Origin of the sequence: Pantoea sp. MHSD4 (assembly GCF_021043305.1) — a bacterium.
In the GTDB taxonomy this organism is placed as follows: domain Bacteria; phylum Pseudomonadota; class Gammaproteobacteria; order Enterobacterales; family Enterobacteriaceae; genus Pantoea; species Pantoea eucalypti.
Genome location: NZ_JAJNDH010000006.1, coordinates 76,570 through 94,629 on the forward strand (window position 1 = coordinate 76,570; position 18,060 = coordinate 94,629).

At 54.3% G+C, this 18,060-nt stretch carries 17 protein-coding genes; 9 read left to right on the forward strand and 8 right to left on the reverse strand.

The window, feature by feature from the left end; translation table 11 throughout:
- Nucleotides 1-387: 387 nt before the first annotated feature.
- Both prlC and rsmJ read left to right on the forward strand, forming a co-directional pair.
- Complete coding sequence (prlC, locus tag LQK91_RS17395; RefSeq protein ID WP_039661157.1) at nucleotides 388-2,430, forward strand: oligopeptidase A; 2,043 nt, start codon at nucleotides 388-390, stop codon at nucleotides 2,428-2,430.
- Nucleotides 2,431-2,438: 8 nt separating this feature from the next.
- Entirely contained in the window at nucleotides 2,439-3,185 is a 747-nt protein-coding gene (gene rsmJ / locus LQK91_RS17400; RefSeq protein ID WP_003852121.1) for a 16S rRNA (guanine(1516)-N(2))-methyltransferase RsmJ, read from the forward strand.
- Between the two features lie 56 nt (nucleotides 3,186-3,241).
- On the opposite strand, the gene uspA is transcribed toward rsmJ, so the two are convergent.
- Nucleotides 3,242-3,679, reverse strand: a complete 438-nt coding sequence (gene uspA, locus LQK91_RS17405) for a universal stress protein UspA (protein ID WP_003852123.1) — start codon at nucleotides 3,677-3,679, stop codon at nucleotides 3,242-3,244.
- A gap of 413 nt (nucleotides 3,680-4,092) precedes the next feature.
- Between uspA and uspB the strand changes: the two genes are divergently transcribed.
- Nucleotides 4,093-4,428, forward strand: a complete 336-nt coding sequence (gene uspB / locus LQK91_RS17410; protein WP_003852126.1) for a universal stress protein UspB — start codon at nucleotides 4,093-4,095, stop codon at nucleotides 4,426-4,428.
- Nucleotides 4,429-4,465: 37 nt separating this feature from the next.
- Here uspB and pitA read toward each other — a convergent pair whose 3' ends face one another.
- Entirely contained in the window at nucleotides 4,466-5,968 is a 1,503-nt protein-coding gene (gene pitA / locus LQK91_RS17415; RefSeq protein WP_139364727.1) for an inorganic phosphate transporter PitA, read from the reverse strand.
- Between the two features lie 242 nt (nucleotides 5,969-6,210).
- Between pitA and LQK91_RS17420 the strand changes: the two genes are divergently transcribed.
- The gene (locus LQK91_RS17420; protein WP_072040370.1) at nucleotides 6,211-7,395 is read left to right on the forward strand and encodes an NAD(P)/FAD-dependent oxidoreductase; all 1,185 of its coding nucleotides are present in this window, start codon (nucleotides 6,211-6,213) and stop codon (nucleotides 7,393-7,395) included.
- 7 nt (nucleotides 7,396-7,402) lie between these two features.
- On the opposite strand, the gene LQK91_RS17425 is transcribed toward LQK91_RS17420, so the two are convergent.
- Nucleotides 7,403-8,389 (reverse strand): aldo/keto reductase, encoded by a 987-nt coding sequence (locus tag LQK91_RS17425; protein WP_008926310.1) that lies wholly within the window; start codon nucleotides 8,387-8,389, stop codon nucleotides 7,403-7,405.
- Nucleotides 8,390-8,682: 293 nt separating this feature from the next.
- Between LQK91_RS17425 and LQK91_RS17430 the strand changes: the two genes are divergently transcribed.
- Complete coding sequence (locus tag LQK91_RS17430) at nucleotides 8,683-8,880, forward strand: hypothetical protein (RefSeq protein WP_003852137.1); 198 nt, start codon at nucleotides 8,683-8,685, stop codon at nucleotides 8,878-8,880.
- Nucleotide 8,881: 1 nt separating this feature from the next.
- Nucleotides 8,882-9,709, forward strand: coding sequence for a hypothetical protein (locus tag LQK91_RS17435; RefSeq protein ID WP_003852139.1), 828 nt, complete (start codon nucleotides 8,882-8,884; stop codon nucleotides 9,707-9,709).
- A 54-nt stretch (nucleotides 9,710-9,763) separates the two neighbouring features.
- On the opposite strand, the gene LQK91_RS17440 is transcribed toward LQK91_RS17435, so the two are convergent.
- Nucleotides 9,764-10,783, reverse strand: coding sequence for a LacI family DNA-binding transcriptional regulator (locus LQK91_RS17440; RefSeq protein ID WP_039660859.1), 1,020 nt, complete (start codon nucleotides 10,781-10,783; stop codon nucleotides 9,764-9,766).
- 229 nt (nucleotides 10,784-11,012) lie between these two features.
- On the opposite strand from LQK91_RS17440, the gene LQK91_RS17445 reads away from it, so the two are divergent.
- Nucleotides 11,013-11,690 carry an SDR family oxidoreductase gene (locus LQK91_RS17445; RefSeq protein ID WP_039660857.1) on the forward strand — a complete coding sequence of 226 codons (678 nt, stop codon included), beginning with the start codon at nucleotides 11,013-11,015 and terminating at the stop codon, nucleotides 11,688-11,690.
- Nucleotides 11,691-11,705: 15 nt separating this feature from the next.
- Here LQK91_RS17445 and LQK91_RS17450 read toward each other — a convergent pair whose 3' ends face one another.
- Nucleotides 11,706-13,094: a sugar porter family MFS transporter gene (locus tag LQK91_RS17450; protein WP_003852145.1), complete on the reverse strand. Its 1,389-nt coding sequence runs from the start codon at nucleotides 13,092-13,094 to the stop codon at nucleotides 11,706-11,708.
- Between the two features lie 270 nt (nucleotides 13,095-13,364).
- Between LQK91_RS17450 and LQK91_RS17455 the strand changes: the two genes are divergently transcribed.
- Complete coding sequence (locus LQK91_RS17455) at nucleotides 13,365-14,024, forward strand: epoxyqueuosine reductase QueH (protein WP_003852147.1); 660 nt, start codon at nucleotides 13,365-13,367, stop codon at nucleotides 14,022-14,024.
- On the opposite strand, the gene LQK91_RS17460 is transcribed toward LQK91_RS17455, so the two are convergent.
- A complete protein-coding gene (locus LQK91_RS17460; RefSeq protein WP_008926307.1) occupies nucleotides 14,025-14,525 on the reverse strand; it encodes a helix-turn-helix domain-containing protein in 501 nt (166 codons plus the stop codon).
- Nucleotides 14,526-14,864: 339 nt separating this feature from the next.
- Between LQK91_RS17460 and LQK91_RS17465 the strand changes: the two genes are divergently transcribed.
- Nucleotides 14,865-15,887 carry an alpha/beta fold hydrolase gene (locus LQK91_RS17465; protein ID WP_003852152.1) on the forward strand — a complete coding sequence of 341 codons (1,023 nt, stop codon included), beginning with the start codon at nucleotides 14,865-14,867 and terminating at the stop codon, nucleotides 15,885-15,887.
- Nucleotides 15,888-15,913: 26 nt separating this feature from the next.
- On the opposite strand, the gene LQK91_RS17470 is transcribed toward LQK91_RS17465, so the two are convergent.
- Both LQK91_RS17470 and hemB read right to left on the reverse strand, forming a co-directional pair.
- Entirely contained in the window at nucleotides 15,914-16,882 is a 969-nt protein-coding gene (locus LQK91_RS17470; protein WP_003852154.1) for a GGDEF domain-containing protein, read from the reverse strand.
- Between the two features lie 99 nt (nucleotides 16,883-16,981).
- Nucleotides 16,982-17,959: a porphobilinogen synthase gene (gene hemB / locus LQK91_RS17475; protein WP_033734324.1), complete on the reverse strand. Its 978-nt coding sequence runs from the start codon at nucleotides 17,957-17,959 to the stop codon at nucleotides 16,982-16,984.
- Nucleotides 17,960-18,060 lie beyond the last annotated feature (101 nt).

The following is an 18,060-nucleotide window of genomic DNA, read 5'->3' on the forward strand; positions in this document are numbered from 1 at the left end:
CAATTTATACCAATTATTACCCCACGTATTACCCACAGAACGACGCACAGCAACCGACGCAGGAAAAGCATGAGAATCGGCGATTATATCAGGGATGACCCGCTGATGGGCCAGAAGCGTGATAACAAATCGGGATTGCAGAGTGCGGTTCAGGGTGACGAGCTGAGTTTGCGGTTTTCAGGCGGGTAAACCGGCCGCAAAATCTGCCCGGCGCGCCCGCCAGGATTTCAGGCATCAGACAAAAGCAGGCATCTTCCGTGCGATCATCCGCGCGTTTCTTCCCCACCTCATCCTGGCTGCCATTGATTTTCGCTACACTAAGCCGCATGTTACTTAGATTGCGTTGCGCGACCCGCTGCGCCCCATACATCTCTAAAGGACTGCGCTATGACCAATCCGCTACTGACATCTTTTACGCTTCCCCCTTTTTCTGCCATCCAGCCTGAACATGTTGTTCCTGCCGTGACGGAAGTGCTGAGCCAATGCCGCGCAGAAGTCGAAAAAGTTGTGGCGCAGGGTGCGCCCTATACCTGGGATAATCTGGTTCAGCCGCTGGCGGAAACCGACGATCGTCTGAGCCGCATTTTTTCACCGGTCAGCCATCTGAATGCGGTAAAAAACAGCCCGGAACTGCGTGAAGCCTATGAGCAGACATTGCCGCTGCTCTCTGAATACAGCACCTGGGTCGGTCAGCATGAAGGCCTCTATCAGGCGTACCGCAATCTCAAAGAGGGTGATCAGTACGCGGCTCTGGATCTGGCGCAGAAGAAAGCGGTCGATAACGCCCTGCGTGATTTTGAACTCTCCGGTATTGGCCTGCCAAAAGATAAACAGCAACGCTATGGCGAAATCGCCGCGCGTCTCTCGGAGCTGGGTTCGGCTTACAGCAACAATGTGCTTGATGCCACCATGGGCTGGAACAAGCTGATCACCGATGAAAGTGAGCTGGCCGGTATGCCGGAAAGCGCCATGGCGGCAGCGAAAGCCCAGGCTGAAGCCAAAGAGCAGGACGGCTGGCTGCTGACGCTGGATATCCCAAGCTATCTGCCGGTCATGACCTACTGCGACAACGCGGCGCTGCGTGAAGAGATGTATCGCGCCTATGCAACGCGTGCCTCCGATCAGGGTCCGAATGCCGGTAAGTGGGATAACGGACCTATCATGGCGGAAGAGCTGGCGCTGCGTCACGAGCTGGCACAGCTGCTGGGCTTCGACTCCTACGCCGATAAATCACTGGCGACCAAAATGGCGCAAAGCCCGTCTCAGGTGATCGACTTCCTGAATGACCTGGCTGAACGCGCCCGTCCGCAGGGTGAAAAAGAGCTGGAGCAACTGCGCGCCTTCGCCCAAAAAGAGCATGGCGTTACTGAACTGAATCCGTGGGATCTTACCTATTACGGCGAAAAGCAGAAGCAGCATCTCTATACCATCAGCGATGAGCAACTGCGTCCTTACTTCCCGGAAGAGCGTGCGGTCGCCGGTCTGTTTGAAGTCGTTAAACGCATTTATGGCATCAGCGCGAAGCAGCGTACCGACGTTGAGGTTTACCATCCGGACGTGAAGTTCTTCGATCTGTTCGATGAAACCGGCGAACTGCGCGGCAGCTTCTATCTCGACCTCTACGCCCGCGAGCACAAACGTGGCGGGGCGTGGATGGATGACTGCGTGGGCCAGATGCGTAAAGCCGATGGCAGCCTGCAGAAGCCGGTCGCTTACCTGACCTGTAACTTTAACCGCCCGGTGAAAGGCAAACCTGCGCTGTTCACCCATGACGAAGTGATTACTCTGTTCCATGAGTTTGGTCATGGCCTGCACCACATGCTGACCCGCATCGAAGCGCCTGGCGTTTCCGGTATCAGCGGTGTGCCATGGGATGCGGTCGAACTGCCAAGCCAGTTTATGGAAAACTGGTGCTGGGAACCGGATGCGCTGGCGTTTATCTCGGGTCACTTTGAGACTGGCGAACCGCTGCCGAAAGAACTGCTGGATAAAATGCTGGCGGCGAAGAATTACCAGGCCGCGCTGTTTATCCTGCGTCAGCTGGAGTTCGGCCTGTTCGATTTCCGTCTGCACACCGAGTTTAATCCGGAGAAGGGCGCGCAGATTCTGGAAACCCTGCGCGAAGTGAAAAGCCGCGTAGCGGTCGTTCCGAGTCCGGAATGGGGCCGTTTCCCGCACGCCTTCAGCCACATCTTTGCCGGTGGTTATGCGGCGGGCTACTACAGCTATCTGTGGGCAGACGTGCTGGCGGCGGATGCTTACTCCCGCTTCGAAGAAGAGGGCATCTTCAACCGTGAAACCGGTCAGTCTTTCCTGGATAACATCCTGACGCGTGGCGGTTCTGAAGAGCCGATGGAGCTGTTCAAACGCTTCCGCGGTCGTGAACCGCAACTCGATGCGATGCTGGAACATTACGGCATTCAGGGATAAGTCAGTTTGTGAAAATCTGTTTGCTCGATGAATCAGGCGCCGGAGACGGCGCCTTATCACGTTTAGCGCAGCGCTGGCAGCTGGAGCACGATGAAGATGCGCTGCTGGCGCTGGTGCAGACATCAACGCACCTGGAACTGCGTAAACGTGATGAGCCTAAGCTGGGCGGTATTTTTGTTGATTTCGTCACCGGCGCAATGGCGCATCGCCGTCGTTTCGGCGGTGGACGCGGCGAAGCTGTCGCCAAAGCGGTGGGTATTAAAGGCGGTTATCTGCCGGATGTGGTGGATGCGACGGCAGGACTGGGGCGTGATGCGTTTGTGCTGGCGGCGCTCGGCTGCCGGGTGCGGATGCTGGAACGTCATCCGGTAGTGGCTGCCCTGCTTGAAGATGGTCTTCAGCGCGGTTATCAGGATGCGGAAATTGGCCCCTGGCTGCGCGATCGTCTGACGCTGATTCATGCGGCCAGCGCGCAGGCCCTGGGCGATATTACGCCGCAGCCAGATGTGGTCTATCTCGATCCGATGTATCCCCATCGCCAGAAAAGTGCACTGGTGAAAAAGGAGATGCGGGTGTTTCAGTCGCTGGTCGGGCCGGATGAAGATGCGGATGCGTTACTGGAACCGGCTCGTCGACTGGCGAAAAAGCGTATTGTGGTCAAACGACCAGACTATGCACCGCCGCTGGCGGGTGTCGTGACACAGGCGGCTGTGGTCACCAAAAGCCATCGCTTTGATATCTATCCCCCGCTCTGAACGTATAAAAAAAGCCGGCGTCGCGCCGGCTTTATTCATTTCGTTAAGCGTCTGAATTACGCCTCGTCTTCATCGCGCAACGGCACAATCAGCATGTCGATATGCACGGTATTGATCAACTGACGGGCTGAGGACATCAGCTTGCTCCAGAAATCCTGATGATGACCACACACCACCAGGTCAACGTCATATTTCTTGATGGCATCAACCAGAACCTGGCCGAGATCACCACTGCCGCTTAGTGTCTCACTGATCGGATAGCCCGCCGCATCTGACAACCCTTTCAGTGCGGCATGCGTCTCTTCAGAAATACGCTTCTGCATATCCCCTAAGTTGACATCAATCAGGCCGGTGTAGAGGTCAGAATAATTCACATCAACGTGAATCAGGGAAATTCTGGCATCGTAGGGACGCGCCAGCGAGACAGCCTTATCCACCAGCAACTGGCTTTCGGGAGAAAGGTCTACTGCAATCAGGATGTGTTTATAAGCCATGATAAAACTCCTTTCACGAGATTAAGGATGGCATCCGGTGTTCCTGCCGCGTCACAGCTTAGCGAAGTCCCTTGCGCGAGCGGGCGATGAGCGCCACCAAAGTGTCAACCTGCGTTGCAGGTGATGATGTTGTTATAGTCTGAGTATAGCCTTCTCTCATTGTAAATGCTGCTGTTGCCGTCTGGCTTATGAATAAGATCAAGGCTATGCCAGATTTACTCGCGCTGAACGAAAATCATCGTTGGAAAAAATGTAAAGAATTCTCCTACACTGAGAAAAGGCGGTCCGGTTCGCAGCCGCTCAGGGGGTCGAAAATTTTCGCAGTCCGGAGATTCAGTGGCTGGTTTTTTCTGCAGGCGGATTCAGTGCCAGACACTGAGTCTGTTGCTGCAATTCCAGCTGGGAGGGGGAATATGATCAGCACTATTGCGCTTTTCTGGGCTCTTTGTGTGGTGTGTATCGTGAATATGGCGCGCTATTTTTCATCGCTGCGCGCGCTGCTGGCGGTATTACGGGGTTGTGATCCACTGCTGTATCAGTATGTCGATGGGGCGGGGTTTTTCACCTCTCACGGTCAGCCGAGTAAACAGGTGCGGCTGGTCACTTATATCTGGGCAAAACGCTATCTTGATCACCACGACGATGAGTTTATCCGGCGCTGTGAACGGGTGCGGGGACAGTTTGTTCTGACCAGTGCGCTGTGTGGGCTGGTGGTTATCAGTCTGGTGGCGCTGGCGATCTGGCATTAAAAAAGGGCGACTTGCGTCGCCCTTTTGTCAGCTGGCATCACACCAGTTTCAAGGCAATCCAGTAGAGCGAACCTGACAGCAGAATACAAACCGGCAGGGTGAAGATCCACGCCATGGCGATATTCTTGATAGTCCGGCTCTGCAATCCGCCACCGTCGACCAGCATGGTACCGGCTACCGATGAAGAGAGGATATGCGTGGTAGAGACGGGCATGCCGGTATAGCTGGCAATACCAATCGACAGCGCTGCTGTCACCTGGGCTGACATTCCCTGCGCATAGGTCATGCCTTTTTTACCAATCTTCTCACCGATGGTGGTGGCAACACGACGCCAGCCAATCATAGTACCGGTGCCCAGCGCCAGCGCCACGGCCACAATAATCCAGATAGGCGCGTACTCGATGGTGCCAAGCAGGTCACTTTTCAGCTTATTGAGGAAGCGTTTGTCATCTGGCGTGGTTTCCTGCAGACGGGCCGCTTTATCGGCGGTGTCTGAGATACACAGCAGCAGACGACGCATCTGACCACGCTGATCAACGGTCAGCTGATCGTAGCTCTGCAGATTGTTCAGCAACACCTGCGCACGCTGCACTGCCTGCAGTGCTCGCGCGCTGTCACAGTGAAACTCCTGCGGGCTGGTTGCCGGCACTTCTTCCGGTGTTGGCAACTTAGGCGGTGCCATCTGGATGATATGTGTCAGTGACGCGTTGTGCTGCTGGTAATACTGTTCCAGATGGTTGACGGCATCGCGGGTGCGCGTGATGTCATAACCGGAGGCATTCATATTCACGACGAAACCAGCCGGCGCCACGCCAATCAGGACCAGCATGATCAGGCCAATGCCCTTCTGACCGTCATTCGCACCGTGCGAATAGCTCACGCCAATTGCCGAAACAATCAGGGCGATACGGGTCCAGAACGGCGGCTTTTTCTTGCCGTCGATCTTTTCGCGGTCAGCAGGCGTCATATGAATACGCGCACGCTTTTTAGTATTACTCCAGTAGCGACGCAGAATAAAGATTAACCCGCCCGCCATCACCAGGCCGACAATCGGCGACAGGATCAGAGAAAGGAAGATGTTCAGGACTTTCGGAATGTTGAGTGCATCAACCACCGAGGTTCCGCTCATCAGGGCGTTGGTCAGACCGATACCGATAATCGCGCCGATCAGTGTATGGGAGCTGGAGGCCGGCAGACCGAGATACCAGGTGCCGAGGTTCCAGATAATCGCCGCCAGCAGCATAGAAAACACCATGGCGAGACCGTGAGCCGATCCAACATTCAGCAACAGATCGGTGGGAAGCATATGAACAATAGCGTAGGCAACACTCAATCCACCGAGTAGTACGCCAAGGAAGTTGAATACACCCGCCATAACCACAGCAAGCTGGGCACGCATGGCACGCGTATAGATGACCGTCGCAACTGCGTTGGCCGTGTCGTGGAAACCGTTGATTGCTTCGTAAAACAATACAAACAGCAGGGCAAGAACCAATAACAGGCTAGTACTGAGGTCTAGACCAGCAAACAGATGTAGCATAAACGTTACGCCATTTTTGGAGGACATGAACGCGGCGCATTATCCGCGACAACGTGCTGTATGGGAAAGGAAAATATAGCGCTAATTTAACCTTTCTTCGCAGAGCGAACGGGTTACTCAGTGAAAAAGGGTTAGATATTAGTCAGATACAATATGACACATTTACGGCAATTTTTTGACGCTGGCGTCCGGGTGAGCAGATCACTACAATCTGCGCCTTTCCAGTTAAGTGAGTGAACGCAGTGGAACAGTTTGACGTTATCATCATTGGTGCCGGAGCCGCAGGGCTGTTCTGTGCCGCCCAGGCCGGGCAGCGCGGACTGAGCGTGTTACTGCTGGATAACGGCAAAAAGCCAGGCCGCAAGATTCTGATGTCGGGCGGTGGCCGCTGCAACTTCACCAATCTCTACACTGAACCGGCGGCGTATCTGTCGCACAATCCTCATTTCTGTAAATCCGCGCTGGCGCGTTATACCCAGTGGGATTTTATCGATCTGGTTAATCGCCACGGTATCGCCTGGCATGAAAAAACCCTGGGCCAGCTCTTCTGTGATGACTCTGCTCAGCAAATTGTCGATCTGCTGCTGGCCGAATGTGACAAGGGCAATGTCACCCTGCGACTGCGCAGTGAAGTGCTCAGTGTTGAGCGCGATGAAAGCGGCTACACCCTGCAACTCAACGGCAGTACGGTTCAGGCGAAGAAGCTGGTGATTGCCAGTGGTGGTCTGTCGATGCCAGGCCTGGGTGCCACGCCGTTTGGCTACAAAATTGCAGAGCAATTTGGTCTGAATGTGTATCCGACCCGGGCGGCTCTGGTGCCCTTTACGCTGCATAAGCCACTGCTGGAACAATTACAGACGCTCTCAGGCGTTGCGCTGGACACCACCATCGATGCGCAGGATGGTACCCGCTTTAAAGAGGCGATGCTGTTCACTCACCGTGGGCTCTCCGGCCCCGCGGTACTGCAAATCTCCAGCTACTGGCTGCCCGGCGAATTCGTCACCATCGACCTGTTACCCGCTACGCCGCTTGAGGCGTTTCTGACGGCGCAGCGTGAAGCGCATCCGAATCTCAGCCTGAAAAACAGTCTGGCGAAAATCCTGCCGAAGCGTCTGGTGGAAGTATTGCAGGCACTCAAAGTGGTGCCGGATATCACCCTGAAACAGCTCAACAGCAAACAGCAAACTGAACTGGCGCAGACGCTGCATGCCTGGCGCATTCAGCCAAACGGCACCGAGGGGTATCGCACAGCTGAAGTGACACTGGGCGGCGTAGACACCACGCAGCTCTCCTCGAAAACCATGGAGGCGCGCGCGGTGCCGGGGCTGTACTTTATTGGTGAAGTGGCCGATGTCACCGGCTGGCTGGGGGGATATAACTTCCAGTGGGCCTGGAGTTCCGCCTGGGCGTGCGCCCAGGCGTTGTAACGCGCATTTACCAGCGCTGATGCACGTGCGGCGCAATCTTCTCCTGATAGATCTGCTTCAGCGCCGCCATCGTATCCTCAGAGAGTGCACCGACATCGCTGGCGCGGGCATTGGCTTCAGCCTGCTCACGATTTTTCGCGCCAGGAATGACCACGCTGACATCTTCGTTCATCAGGATCCAGCGCAGTGCAAACATCGCCATGGTGGTGTCGCCCGTAACAAAGCGGCGAATCTCCTCCACCGCCTCCAGTGCCACCTCATAAGGCACACCGGAGAAGGTCTCGCCTTTATCGAACGCTTCGCCATTACGGTTAAAGGTGCGATGGTCGTCAGCGGCAAACACGCTGTCGGCGCGCATTTTGCCGGTCAGCAGGCCTGAAGCCAGCGGCACACGGGCAATGATCGCCACATCACGGCGTTTCGCTTCACGCAACAGCAGTTCCGCGGGACGCTGACGGAAAATGTTGTAAATCAGCTGAATCGACGAGACGTTTGGAAATGCCAGCGCTTTCAGGCCTTCCTCGACTTTCTCAACGGAGACGCCGTAGTGACGGATTTTTCCGGCGGCGACCATCTCATCCATCACCGCAAACACGTCCGGGTTGTAGTAGACCTCCGTCGGTGGGCAATGCAGCTGCACCAGATCCAGCGTGTCGGTCTGCAGATTTTCCCGTGAGCGATCGATAAAGGCGTTGAGGTTTTCGGCGTTGTAGCCCTCAGCCACGTGCGGTGACAGACGACGCCCCAGCTTGGTGGCCACAAACGGGCGTTCACCGCCGCGCTGATTCAGCACCTCTGCAATAATTTTTTCGGAGCGGCCATCGCCATAGACATCGGCAGTATCAATAAAGGTGATGCCTGCATCCAGCGCAGCATTCAGCGCGGCTTTGGCATCCTCCATGCTCACTTCTCCCCAGGTTCCGCCAATGGCCCATGCGCCAAAGCCAATTTCAGAGACGCGCTGACCGGTACGGCCCAGTGTTCGTTGTTTCATGCAAACCTTCCTCGATGCGTTTCAGACAGGGTGACAGAAAAGGGCTAACCATTGAGCTTAGCCCTTTCCGCCGGTGAGGTGAGCCAGCGTTATTGCAGACCAGACGAGTCTGAACAGGATGTTTTTGACGGCAGGCTGCTGGTTACGTTGAAGATTTCTGCGGAAATCGGTTTTAAACAGGCGATTACCGCTTCGCTAATTTATTGATTTTAAGAAATTTCACCCGAAATTAAACAGGCGAGAGTGTCGATTCGGTCACATACTTCACTTTTCAGGCCAACAATGGGATCGCTATGTTCAAATTTATTAAGTCGGTCTTTGCCAGTCCCGATAAGTTTCTGCAGATTATGACCCGTCAGGATATCAACGACTCAATTGCTGAAGGTGAGCGCATCATTATTGATGAGAACGGCAATATTTCAGTCAACACGCTGAGCGAGGAAGTCCACGAAGATTTTGCCCGGCACGTGAATACCTTAAAGGGAGTATAAGGTGGGTACCGCAATATTTATGGTGTTGATGGTGAGTGGTTACTGGTACACCAGCCGCGATTTAAACAGCCGCTTTAAAATCCGTCGCTCGTCGGGCTGGGATGTCTATTTCCTGGTGGCGCTCTACGGCTGTATTTTTGTTCTGCAGGGCGTATTTGCCACCGGCATCATCTGGTTGGTACTGCTCTGTATCTCCGGCATCGCGAATGCCGTCCAGATGATCCCCGGCGTGCATCTGAAGTGGCAGGTCGAGTTTATGAACTGGAGTTTCCTGGGGATTCAGGCACCAGTTGTGATCATGCTCGCTTTTGCCATTCTGCTCTGCCTGTATCGCTCAAACTGGGCGGGCAGTGCACGGCTGAACGTATCGGGCCGTAAAGACCTTTATCAGCAACTGTCACGCTCCAACGGCGTTGAACAACTGCTGTTTCAGTGCATGGAAGAGGGCGAACTCGCGTGGATTACGATGAAGTCGCGCCGCATTTACATCGGCATGATTCATGCCTCGACGTTTGAATATGAGAGCACTAAAAACATCGTGCTGATCCCGATGCTCAGCGGATACCGCGACAGCAAGACGCTGAAGCTGGCGGTGGAACATAACTACAGCAAGTGGTACGCCGAGCATGACATCACGCTCGACTCGAAACCCAAAGATGCGATGTCATTCCGTAAAGTGATCATGGTTGATCAGATAGAGAGTCTGTCACTGTTCGATCCCGCCAGTGCCGCCGCACTTTCAATGGGACATCCGCAGGAAGTGGAGAAGAGTCAGGGTGGTGACGACACGGACAGCCCGGACGATAAAAGCCGCGATGCAGCGGGTTAAAAGCTCGATCGGTTTCCCCTGATGATGTGACATCATCAGGGGAAACCGATCCCCTCACGTCATATTTTCCGCCGTAAACAACCTGAACGCGACTTTACCCGCCTGATACACATCCGGTTGAGAGCCGGTTTCCAGATGACTTAGCATCAAATCAATCGCCAGCCGGGCATGCTGTTGAGCATGCTGATCCAGGGTAAATGCCACTTCATCATTCATCAGTAGCTTACGTGTCACATCATAAAGTTCATGAGTGATATAGGTGCATTTACCCAGCAACTGGTGGGCACGTAGTGTGTCGCTGACAACAGTATTGCCCATGCCAGTGTTGTAGACCCCTGCAATCATCTGCGACGGTTGCAGGTTGCGGGCCAGCACGCTGCGGATTGTCTCCCGCTGATCCTGACCCGACAGCACCTCACGCAGATGACGCTGGGGCGCACGCTGCGCCATGGCCTCCCGGAATCCGTCAATGCGCTGACGGTGGGCGCGATAATCGAAGCGGCCACTGACCATTAGAATGTCGCCGGGCTGACTCACCGTTTTACTCATCAGTAATCCTGCCGTGCGTCCGGCCTGATACTGGTCAATGCCGACATGACATAAGCGGTCGGCATCAGGCAGATCGGTAACGATGGTAATCACCGGCACATTGCGGCTGCGGCACAGCGCTAGCGCCCGGTAGATGGGCGGTGAATCATGTGCAAAGACAATGATGCCGTCGCGCGTGCTGCTGCGGGCGATAATACTTTGCGCCAGCTGCTCAGGCTGTGCCTCGGCCACCAGAGTTTTATGCAGTTTCAGGCGACGATAGCCAAGCTGGCTGGCGACTTCGCTGAAATGGGTAGTAAGCTGCTGAAAAAAGGAGGAGCCGTTATTACTGAGGAACACCTCAATTTGCCAGGGATGCTGGTACTCCTCTGGCAGCAGACGCTTCAATCCCACTTCGCGCGCAGCTTTCAGGACTTTACGGCTGGTCTCCAGTGACACGCCGCCGCGTTCATTCAGCACACGATCGACCGTCGCAATCCCGACGCCCGCCATTTTTGCCACCACCTCTAAGGTGAGCTTTTTCATTCAGACTCCACGGGGAAAATGGCGATTAACTGCTGCCTGCCTGACTATTTATCTCTTCTAACCGGTTAAAAGTAAAAGATAAAGCAATTTAATGATGGAAAGCCATCATCAGCGTTGTGCCGCAAGGTTTTTACCGACCGTGCTGTCGCCACGCTAAAAAGCACAGCGGGCCGCTGTCCTGGCGGAATACCCGTTAAGCTTGTAGTGAGACAATCAACGAGGAGTGAATATGGCTCAGCAAAAAGAGGTTCTGATTATTGGTGCTTCGCGCGGTATCGGGCTGGCGGTGGCACAGGCGTTTGCGGGTGAGGGCTGGCAGGTCACGGCTACGCATCGCAGTGGCATTCCAGAGCAGGGTAATAAGCCAGACATTCACTGGCATGCGCTGGATATGACGCACTCATCGGCGGTTCAGCAGCTTGCCAGCCAGCTCAGTGGCAAAACGTTCGATGCGATTCTGATTAACGCCGGGATTTCCGGGCCTTCACACCAGAAGGTCTTGCAGAGTGACGATCAGGATCTGGCGCAGCTGTTCCTGACCAACGCGATAGCGCCGGTTCGCAGTGCAGAGATTTTGCTGCCGCTGTTGAAGCCGGAAGGTGTGCTGGCGCTGACCTCATCTCAGCTCGGCAGCCTGAATGAAAACCCGCAGGCGCAGATGCCGATTTATTCGGCCAGCAAAGCGGCCCTGAATATGCTGAGCCGCACACTGACTCCGGCAGTTGACGCGCAGAGCGGGACGCTGCTGACGCTGCACCCCGGCTGGGTGAAAACAGATATGGGTGGCGAGAGTGCGCCACTGACAGCAGAAGAGAGTGCGGCCGGTATCGTCCGGCAACTGACCCACTGGCGCGGTCGTGGTGGTCATCACTATGTCGATTACGCCGGCCAGCAGCTGCAATGGTAAGTTGATACGGGGCGGTTACGCCCCGATGTCACGTAGTGCTTTGCCTTTCATCAGGTTGCGTTCAATGTGCTCCAGCGTCACATGTTTGGTCTCGGGAACCAGCATCATCGTCAGCACGATAAACACCAGATTAAGCGCGCCGTAGAGCCAGAAGGTATTGGCATTCCCCAGCTGATCCAGCATGGTCAGGAAGGTCGCACCCACAATCATATTACCGACCCAGTTCGTGGTGGTGGAGGCGGTAATGCCGAAATCACGTCCTTTCAGCGGCTGAATTTCTGAGCAGAGCAGCCAGATGACCGGTCCGGCCGCCATCGCGAAGCCGACGATAAACATCAGCAGCATCGCAATAGCAAAGTATTTGCGGAAATCTGTTTCAACGCCAATATGCAGCAGTGTGCCCAGGACGCCCATGCCGACAGCCATCACCAGAAAACTGGTGGTGAGCATCGGCTTGCGACCCCAGCGATCAACAAAGAAAATCGCAATCAGCGTAGCCAGCATGTTGACCAGCCCGACAATCACCGTACCCCACATCTGCTCACTGGTGCTGGAGAAGCCGGCAATATTGAAGATTTTAGGGGCGTAATACATCACAACATTCATGCCGGTAAACTGCTGCATCACCTGCAGCAGCATGCCCAGCCATACCGCGCGGCGGAAATTACCGTTAGAGCGGAAAAGCGACCAGCCACGCTGCTTCACCTGCAGGCTTTCACGGATCTCTTCCAGCTCCTCCCGGGCCTGTTCACTGCTGTTCCGTAGCCGATCCAGTACCCGCTGTGCTTCGTTAAAACGCCCATGTGCTGCCAGCCAGCGCGGACTGTTAGGCAGGAACAGCACGCCGATAAACAGGATCACCGCTGGGATGGCGATAACACCGAGCATCCCACGCCAGTTGCCGCTGTAGCTGAACGCGGTATCAGAGAGATAAGCCACCACGATGCCGGTGGTCAGCATCAGCTGGTACATGGAAATCATCGAACCACGAATACGTTCCGGCGCAATCTCTGCCAGGTACAATGGTGCGGTATAAGAGGCGATGCCCACCGCCAGACCCAGCATCACGCGGGCGCAGACCAGTGACTCGACATCCGGGGAGAACGCTGACCACAGCGAGCCAATTACAAACAACGTTGCGCCTGCCAGCATACTTTTCTTGCGTCCCAGCTTTGATGACATCCAGCCCGCCGCCAGCGCACCCAGCGCCGCGCCGAACATCATTGAACTCACCACCCACTCCTGCTGATGGTTAGTTATCTGCAAATCCTTTGCCAGAAACGGTAAGGCACCGGCAATGACGCCGATATCCAGACCAAACAGCAGGCCTGACAGCGCAGCCATAAAACAGACGAACCACGTAAAACGGTTCTGCTGACTTCCCGATTTTTTTGTCGCGACCATGCGAGTCTCCTTGAAGCGATTCAATGTCAATATTGTTAATGTTATGTAAACATAGTTGATGCCAGTGTGGTGACGATCACACTTCTGGCCATAACCCGTGCTGCACAGCATTACGCTAAAAAGAAAACATCGAAGATCAGCGGGTTGGCACTACAGGGAATAAGGGCGGATGAAGCACGATTACACCAAACGAGGCATATCAGACCCGTTTTACAACTGACTGCTTGCAGCATTACACTGCTGCTTTTCAGCCATTGATTGAAGGTGCTTATGTCTGAACCTTTCCAGCGCCAGCCGCTGCCGCTGCCGGGCGGTCATAAAAAAGTCCTGCTGCACTCCTGTTGCGCGCCCTGTTCGGGTGAAGTGATGGAAGCGATGCTGGCATCCGGTATTGAATACACCATCTATTTTTACAACCCGAATATTCACCCGCTCAAAGAGTATGAGCTGCGAAAAGAGGAGAATATTCGCTTTGCCGAAAAATTTGGTGTGCCGTTTGTGGATGCGGACTATGACCGGGATAACTGGTTTGAGCGCGCGCGCGGGCTGGAGTGGTCACCGGAACGGGGTGAGCGCTGCACCATGTGCTTTGATATGCGTTTTGAGCGTACGGCACTCTATGCCCATGAGAACGGCTTCCCGGTGATGACCAGTTGCCTGGGGATCTCACGCTGGAAAGATATGAAGCAGATTAACAGCTGTGGTGTCCGCGCCGCGTCAGCATATCCGGATCTGATGTACTGGGATTTTAACTGGCGTAAAGGCGGTGGGTCTTCGCGCATGATTGAAATCAGTAAGCGCGAGAGTTTTTATCAGCAGGAATATTGTGGCTGCGTCTATTCACTGCGCGACACCAATCGTCATCGCGTCGCCCAGGGGCGTGAGCGCATTCAGATTGGCGTGCAATATTATCAGCCGGATGAAGCCTGATTAACCCCTGTCGCGGAATGGCTCTGCCTGCGTATATTCGTGCGTGAAGTGCGTAACAGGCCGGACTGTTACCCCAGCATCCGGCTTTATACTTTCCTCACGCACAAAGCTGCATAATGTACAGGGATGCGCTACCTCAGCCAGCTGCTGTTTCGCCTTGTGGTTCATCTGACGTTTGCGACAGGTGCTCGGCGTGCAACCCATAATCTGTTTAAAAGAGCGGGTAAAAGATTGCTGGCTTTCAAAATGGTATTTCAGTGCCAGAGTGATAATAGGTGTCTGGCTGTTTTTTAAATCATGAATGCTGGCGTTAAGTTTTCTCTTACGAATATAACGCGCCAGTGTTTCATTATGGTAACGGGCAAAGAGTTTCTGTAAATACCATCTGGAATAACCTGCCTTTATGGCAATATCATCAACACTCAGGCGCTGGCCAGGATTATTATTAATCCATTCAGTGACAGAGATGATTACGCTTTCATTATATTTATTTTCGCTCATAGCGACTCCACGGTTAAATTCATCACGAATGTGAAAAATCTACCTTAATGTTCTTATTCTTTGCGTAAACATTTTTCAGGTTTTGAGTTTTTATCTCCTGATATTATTCATCCGAACAGCCGTTTTTTATTAAATTAGATGAATTGTGATAAATCTGTTGGGAAATATAGATGATTGATATCTGGCAGATAAAAATCAAATCAGGCGCTATGCCGCTGACCACCTCCTGATGAATCCTGGCAGCCGCTGTGTTATTAACGTGATAGCACCGCCTGGCAATAGATTTTTCACAATGACATGCCAGGCTTACGACTCACCTTTAACATGGAGTACCCCCGGATGAGCCCGACATACGCGCTGAAAAAACCGCTTGCCGCCTTGCTCACCTCGCTGGCCTTATTGGCTCATGCACCTGCCCATGCTGCGTCTGTATATGGCGAACAGCTGGAGGGGTTTCAATATCCCTATCCTCTGCAGCATTTTGACTTTCAGTCTCAGCAGCAACCGCTGAGCATGGGCTTTATGGATGTCAAACCGGTGCAACGTGCCAACGGCAAAACCGTGGTGCTGATGCACGGTAAAAACTTCTGTGGCGCGACCTGGGAAGAGACGATTCGCGCACTGAGTCAGCAGGGATATCGCGTTATCGCGCCCGACCAGATTGGCTTCTGCAGCTCGACCAAGCCCGCCAGCTATCAATACAGTTTTCAGCAACTGGCAGAGAACACCCATCAGCTGCTTGCACGGCTGGGAGTGGAGAAGGCGGTCATTGTCGGTCATTCAACCGGCGGGATGCTGGCAACGCGTTATGCGTTGATGTACCCGGCGCAGACGCAGAAGCTGGTACTGGTTAACCCGATAGGGCTGGAGGACTGGAAAGCCAAAGGTGCACCGTGGCGTTCGGTGGATCAGTGGTATCAGCGCGAACTCAAACTCAGCGCGGCGGGTATTAAGAAGTATGAACAGCAGACTTACTATGTCGGGCGCTGGAAACCCGAATATGATAAGTGGGTCGATATGCTGGCCGGACTAAACAGTGGGCCGGGCCATCAGAAGGTGGCGTGGAACTCCGCCTTAATCTACGACATGATCTTCACTCAACCGGTGTTTTATGAGTTCGGCGATCTCAGGGTGCCGACCACTCTGATAATCGGTACGTCAGATACCACGGCCATTGGCAGTGATATCGCACCGGCGGAGGTGAAAGCCCGGTTGGGTGATTATGCGGTGCTGGGAAAAGAGGCGGCTAAACGTATCCCGGGCGCGCGCTTAATTGAATTTCCTGGCATGGGGCACGCACCACAAATGGAAGATCCGGCTAAGTTTAATCAGACGCTGCTCGACGATCTGGCCCGTCCCTGACCCCTCAGGCGCTGCGGCGCCTGACCTTACACGGCAATGCGTTTCTGATTTTTAGTCAGATACATCTGTTTATCGCTGTCGTGCAGTAACTGTTCCAGCGATTGCGGATTGGCCGGGTCAAACTCTACTACGCCGGAAGAGAACTGCAGGCGGTAACGTCGGTTCAGGCTGACTGACTGCTGGTGCAGATAACGGTCGAACTGCATGAGCAGCGCTTCACTCTGCTGCTGCTGCAGGCCATCAAACAGCACCACAAACTCATCGCCGCCCAGGCGGGCAAACAGGTCGGAATGTTTGAACGCCACTTTCATCGCATTGGCAAAGTCCATCAGCGCGCGATCGCCTTCGCGATGGCCCAGTGTGTCATTAATCTGCTTAAACTTATCGAGATCGAGAAAAGTCAGACAGGCGGGACGGTTTTTCCTCTGGCACTCATTAAGCACCATCTGTCCCAGCGTCATAAAACCGCGGCGATTGGTAATCTGCGTCAGTTCATCACAGGTAGCCGTCTGAAAGGCGATCAATTCCGCTTCAGCCATGGCGGCGAGATCGCGCATGGTGGCCTGATCCTCTTCATTAAACTGACGCGGCTCACGACCAATAATACAGAACGTACCCATTTTGGCACCGCCCGGCGCACGCAGCGGACAGCCCGCATAAAAGCGAATGTGTGGTTCGCCAGTCACCAGCGGATTATCGTGAAAACGTTCATCCTGTAACGCATCTTCAACGATCATGATTTCATCCTGCAGGATAGCGTGGCCGCAAAACGAGATATTCCGTGGCGATCCGGTAGGCGCATAACCCTGTGCAGATTTAAACCACTGGTGATCTTCTTCCAGCAGGCTGACTAACGCGATAGGCACGTCATACAGGCGGCGCGCCAGGCGAGTTAAACGATCAAATCGTTCTTCCGCTGGCGTATTCATTATGTTCAGCGCACGCAACTGCGATAAACGTTGTGCCTCGTCGGCGGCGATTTCAGGTGCTTTCATCACAGAGCCCTTTGGTTTTTAGCTGAAGCCAGGTTCTGGTGTGTGCCTAACAGCGAAGAAGAGCGTGATACAGCGACCACGCTCTTTATGAGGAGGGGATCAGAGCACTTTTTGTTCGGCGAGATCAAGGGCGAAATAGCTGAAAATGAGGTCGGCTCCGGCGCGTTTAATCGCACCGAGGCTTTCCAGCACCACATTGCGCTCATCAATGGCACCGGCCTGTGCGGCAAATTTAATCATCGCGTATTCGCCACTCACCTGATAAGCCGCCAGCGGCAGTTCGGTGCGTTCGCGGATATCGCGCAGAATATCCAGATAAGCGCCTGCCGGTTTCACCATCAATGAATCCGCGCCCTGCGCCGCATCAAGCAACGATTCACGGATCGCTTCCCGACGGTTCATCGGGTTCATCTGGTAGGTTTTACGGTCGCCTTTCAGCGCCGTTCCGGCCGCTTCACGGAACGGGCCGTAAAACGATGAAGCGAATTTGGTGGAATAAGACATGATGGCGGTCTGGGTGAAGCCTGCCGCATCAAGTGCGCGGCGAATCGCCTCAACCTGACCATCCATCGCCGCTGACGGGGCGATGAAGTCTGCACCGGCTGCGGCGGCAACAACGGCCTGCTTGCCCAGGTTTGCCAGGGTTGCATCGTTATCGACGCCGTGATCACAGAGCACACCACAGTGGCCGTGGCTGGTGTATTCACAGAAGCAGGTGTCAGACATCACAATCATTTCCGGTACGGTATCTTTGCAGATGCGCGACATGCGCGCCACCAGACCGTTTTCGTTCCAGGCATCGCTGCCGGTGGCGTCGGTGTGGTGAGAAATACCGAAGGTCATCACCGAGCGGATGCCCGCTTTGGCGATGCGCTCAATCTCATAGGCGAGACGCTTTTCCGGAATTCGCATCACGCCAGGCATCGCCTGAATCGCTTTGTAATCGTCGACTTCTTCTTCAACAAAGATAGGCAGAGCCAGATCGTTCAGGCTCAGGGATGACTCCTGGAACATTTCACGCATTGAGGCGCTGGCGCGCAATCTTCTTGGGCGCTGGATAAGGGAATAATCAGACATTTTCATTCTTACGCAGGTGAAAAAAGTAACAACAGTTTACTCCCTTTGACCGCGAGGGATGAAGGTTTGTGTGCGGTAACAGAGAGGGAAAAGCGCTCTCC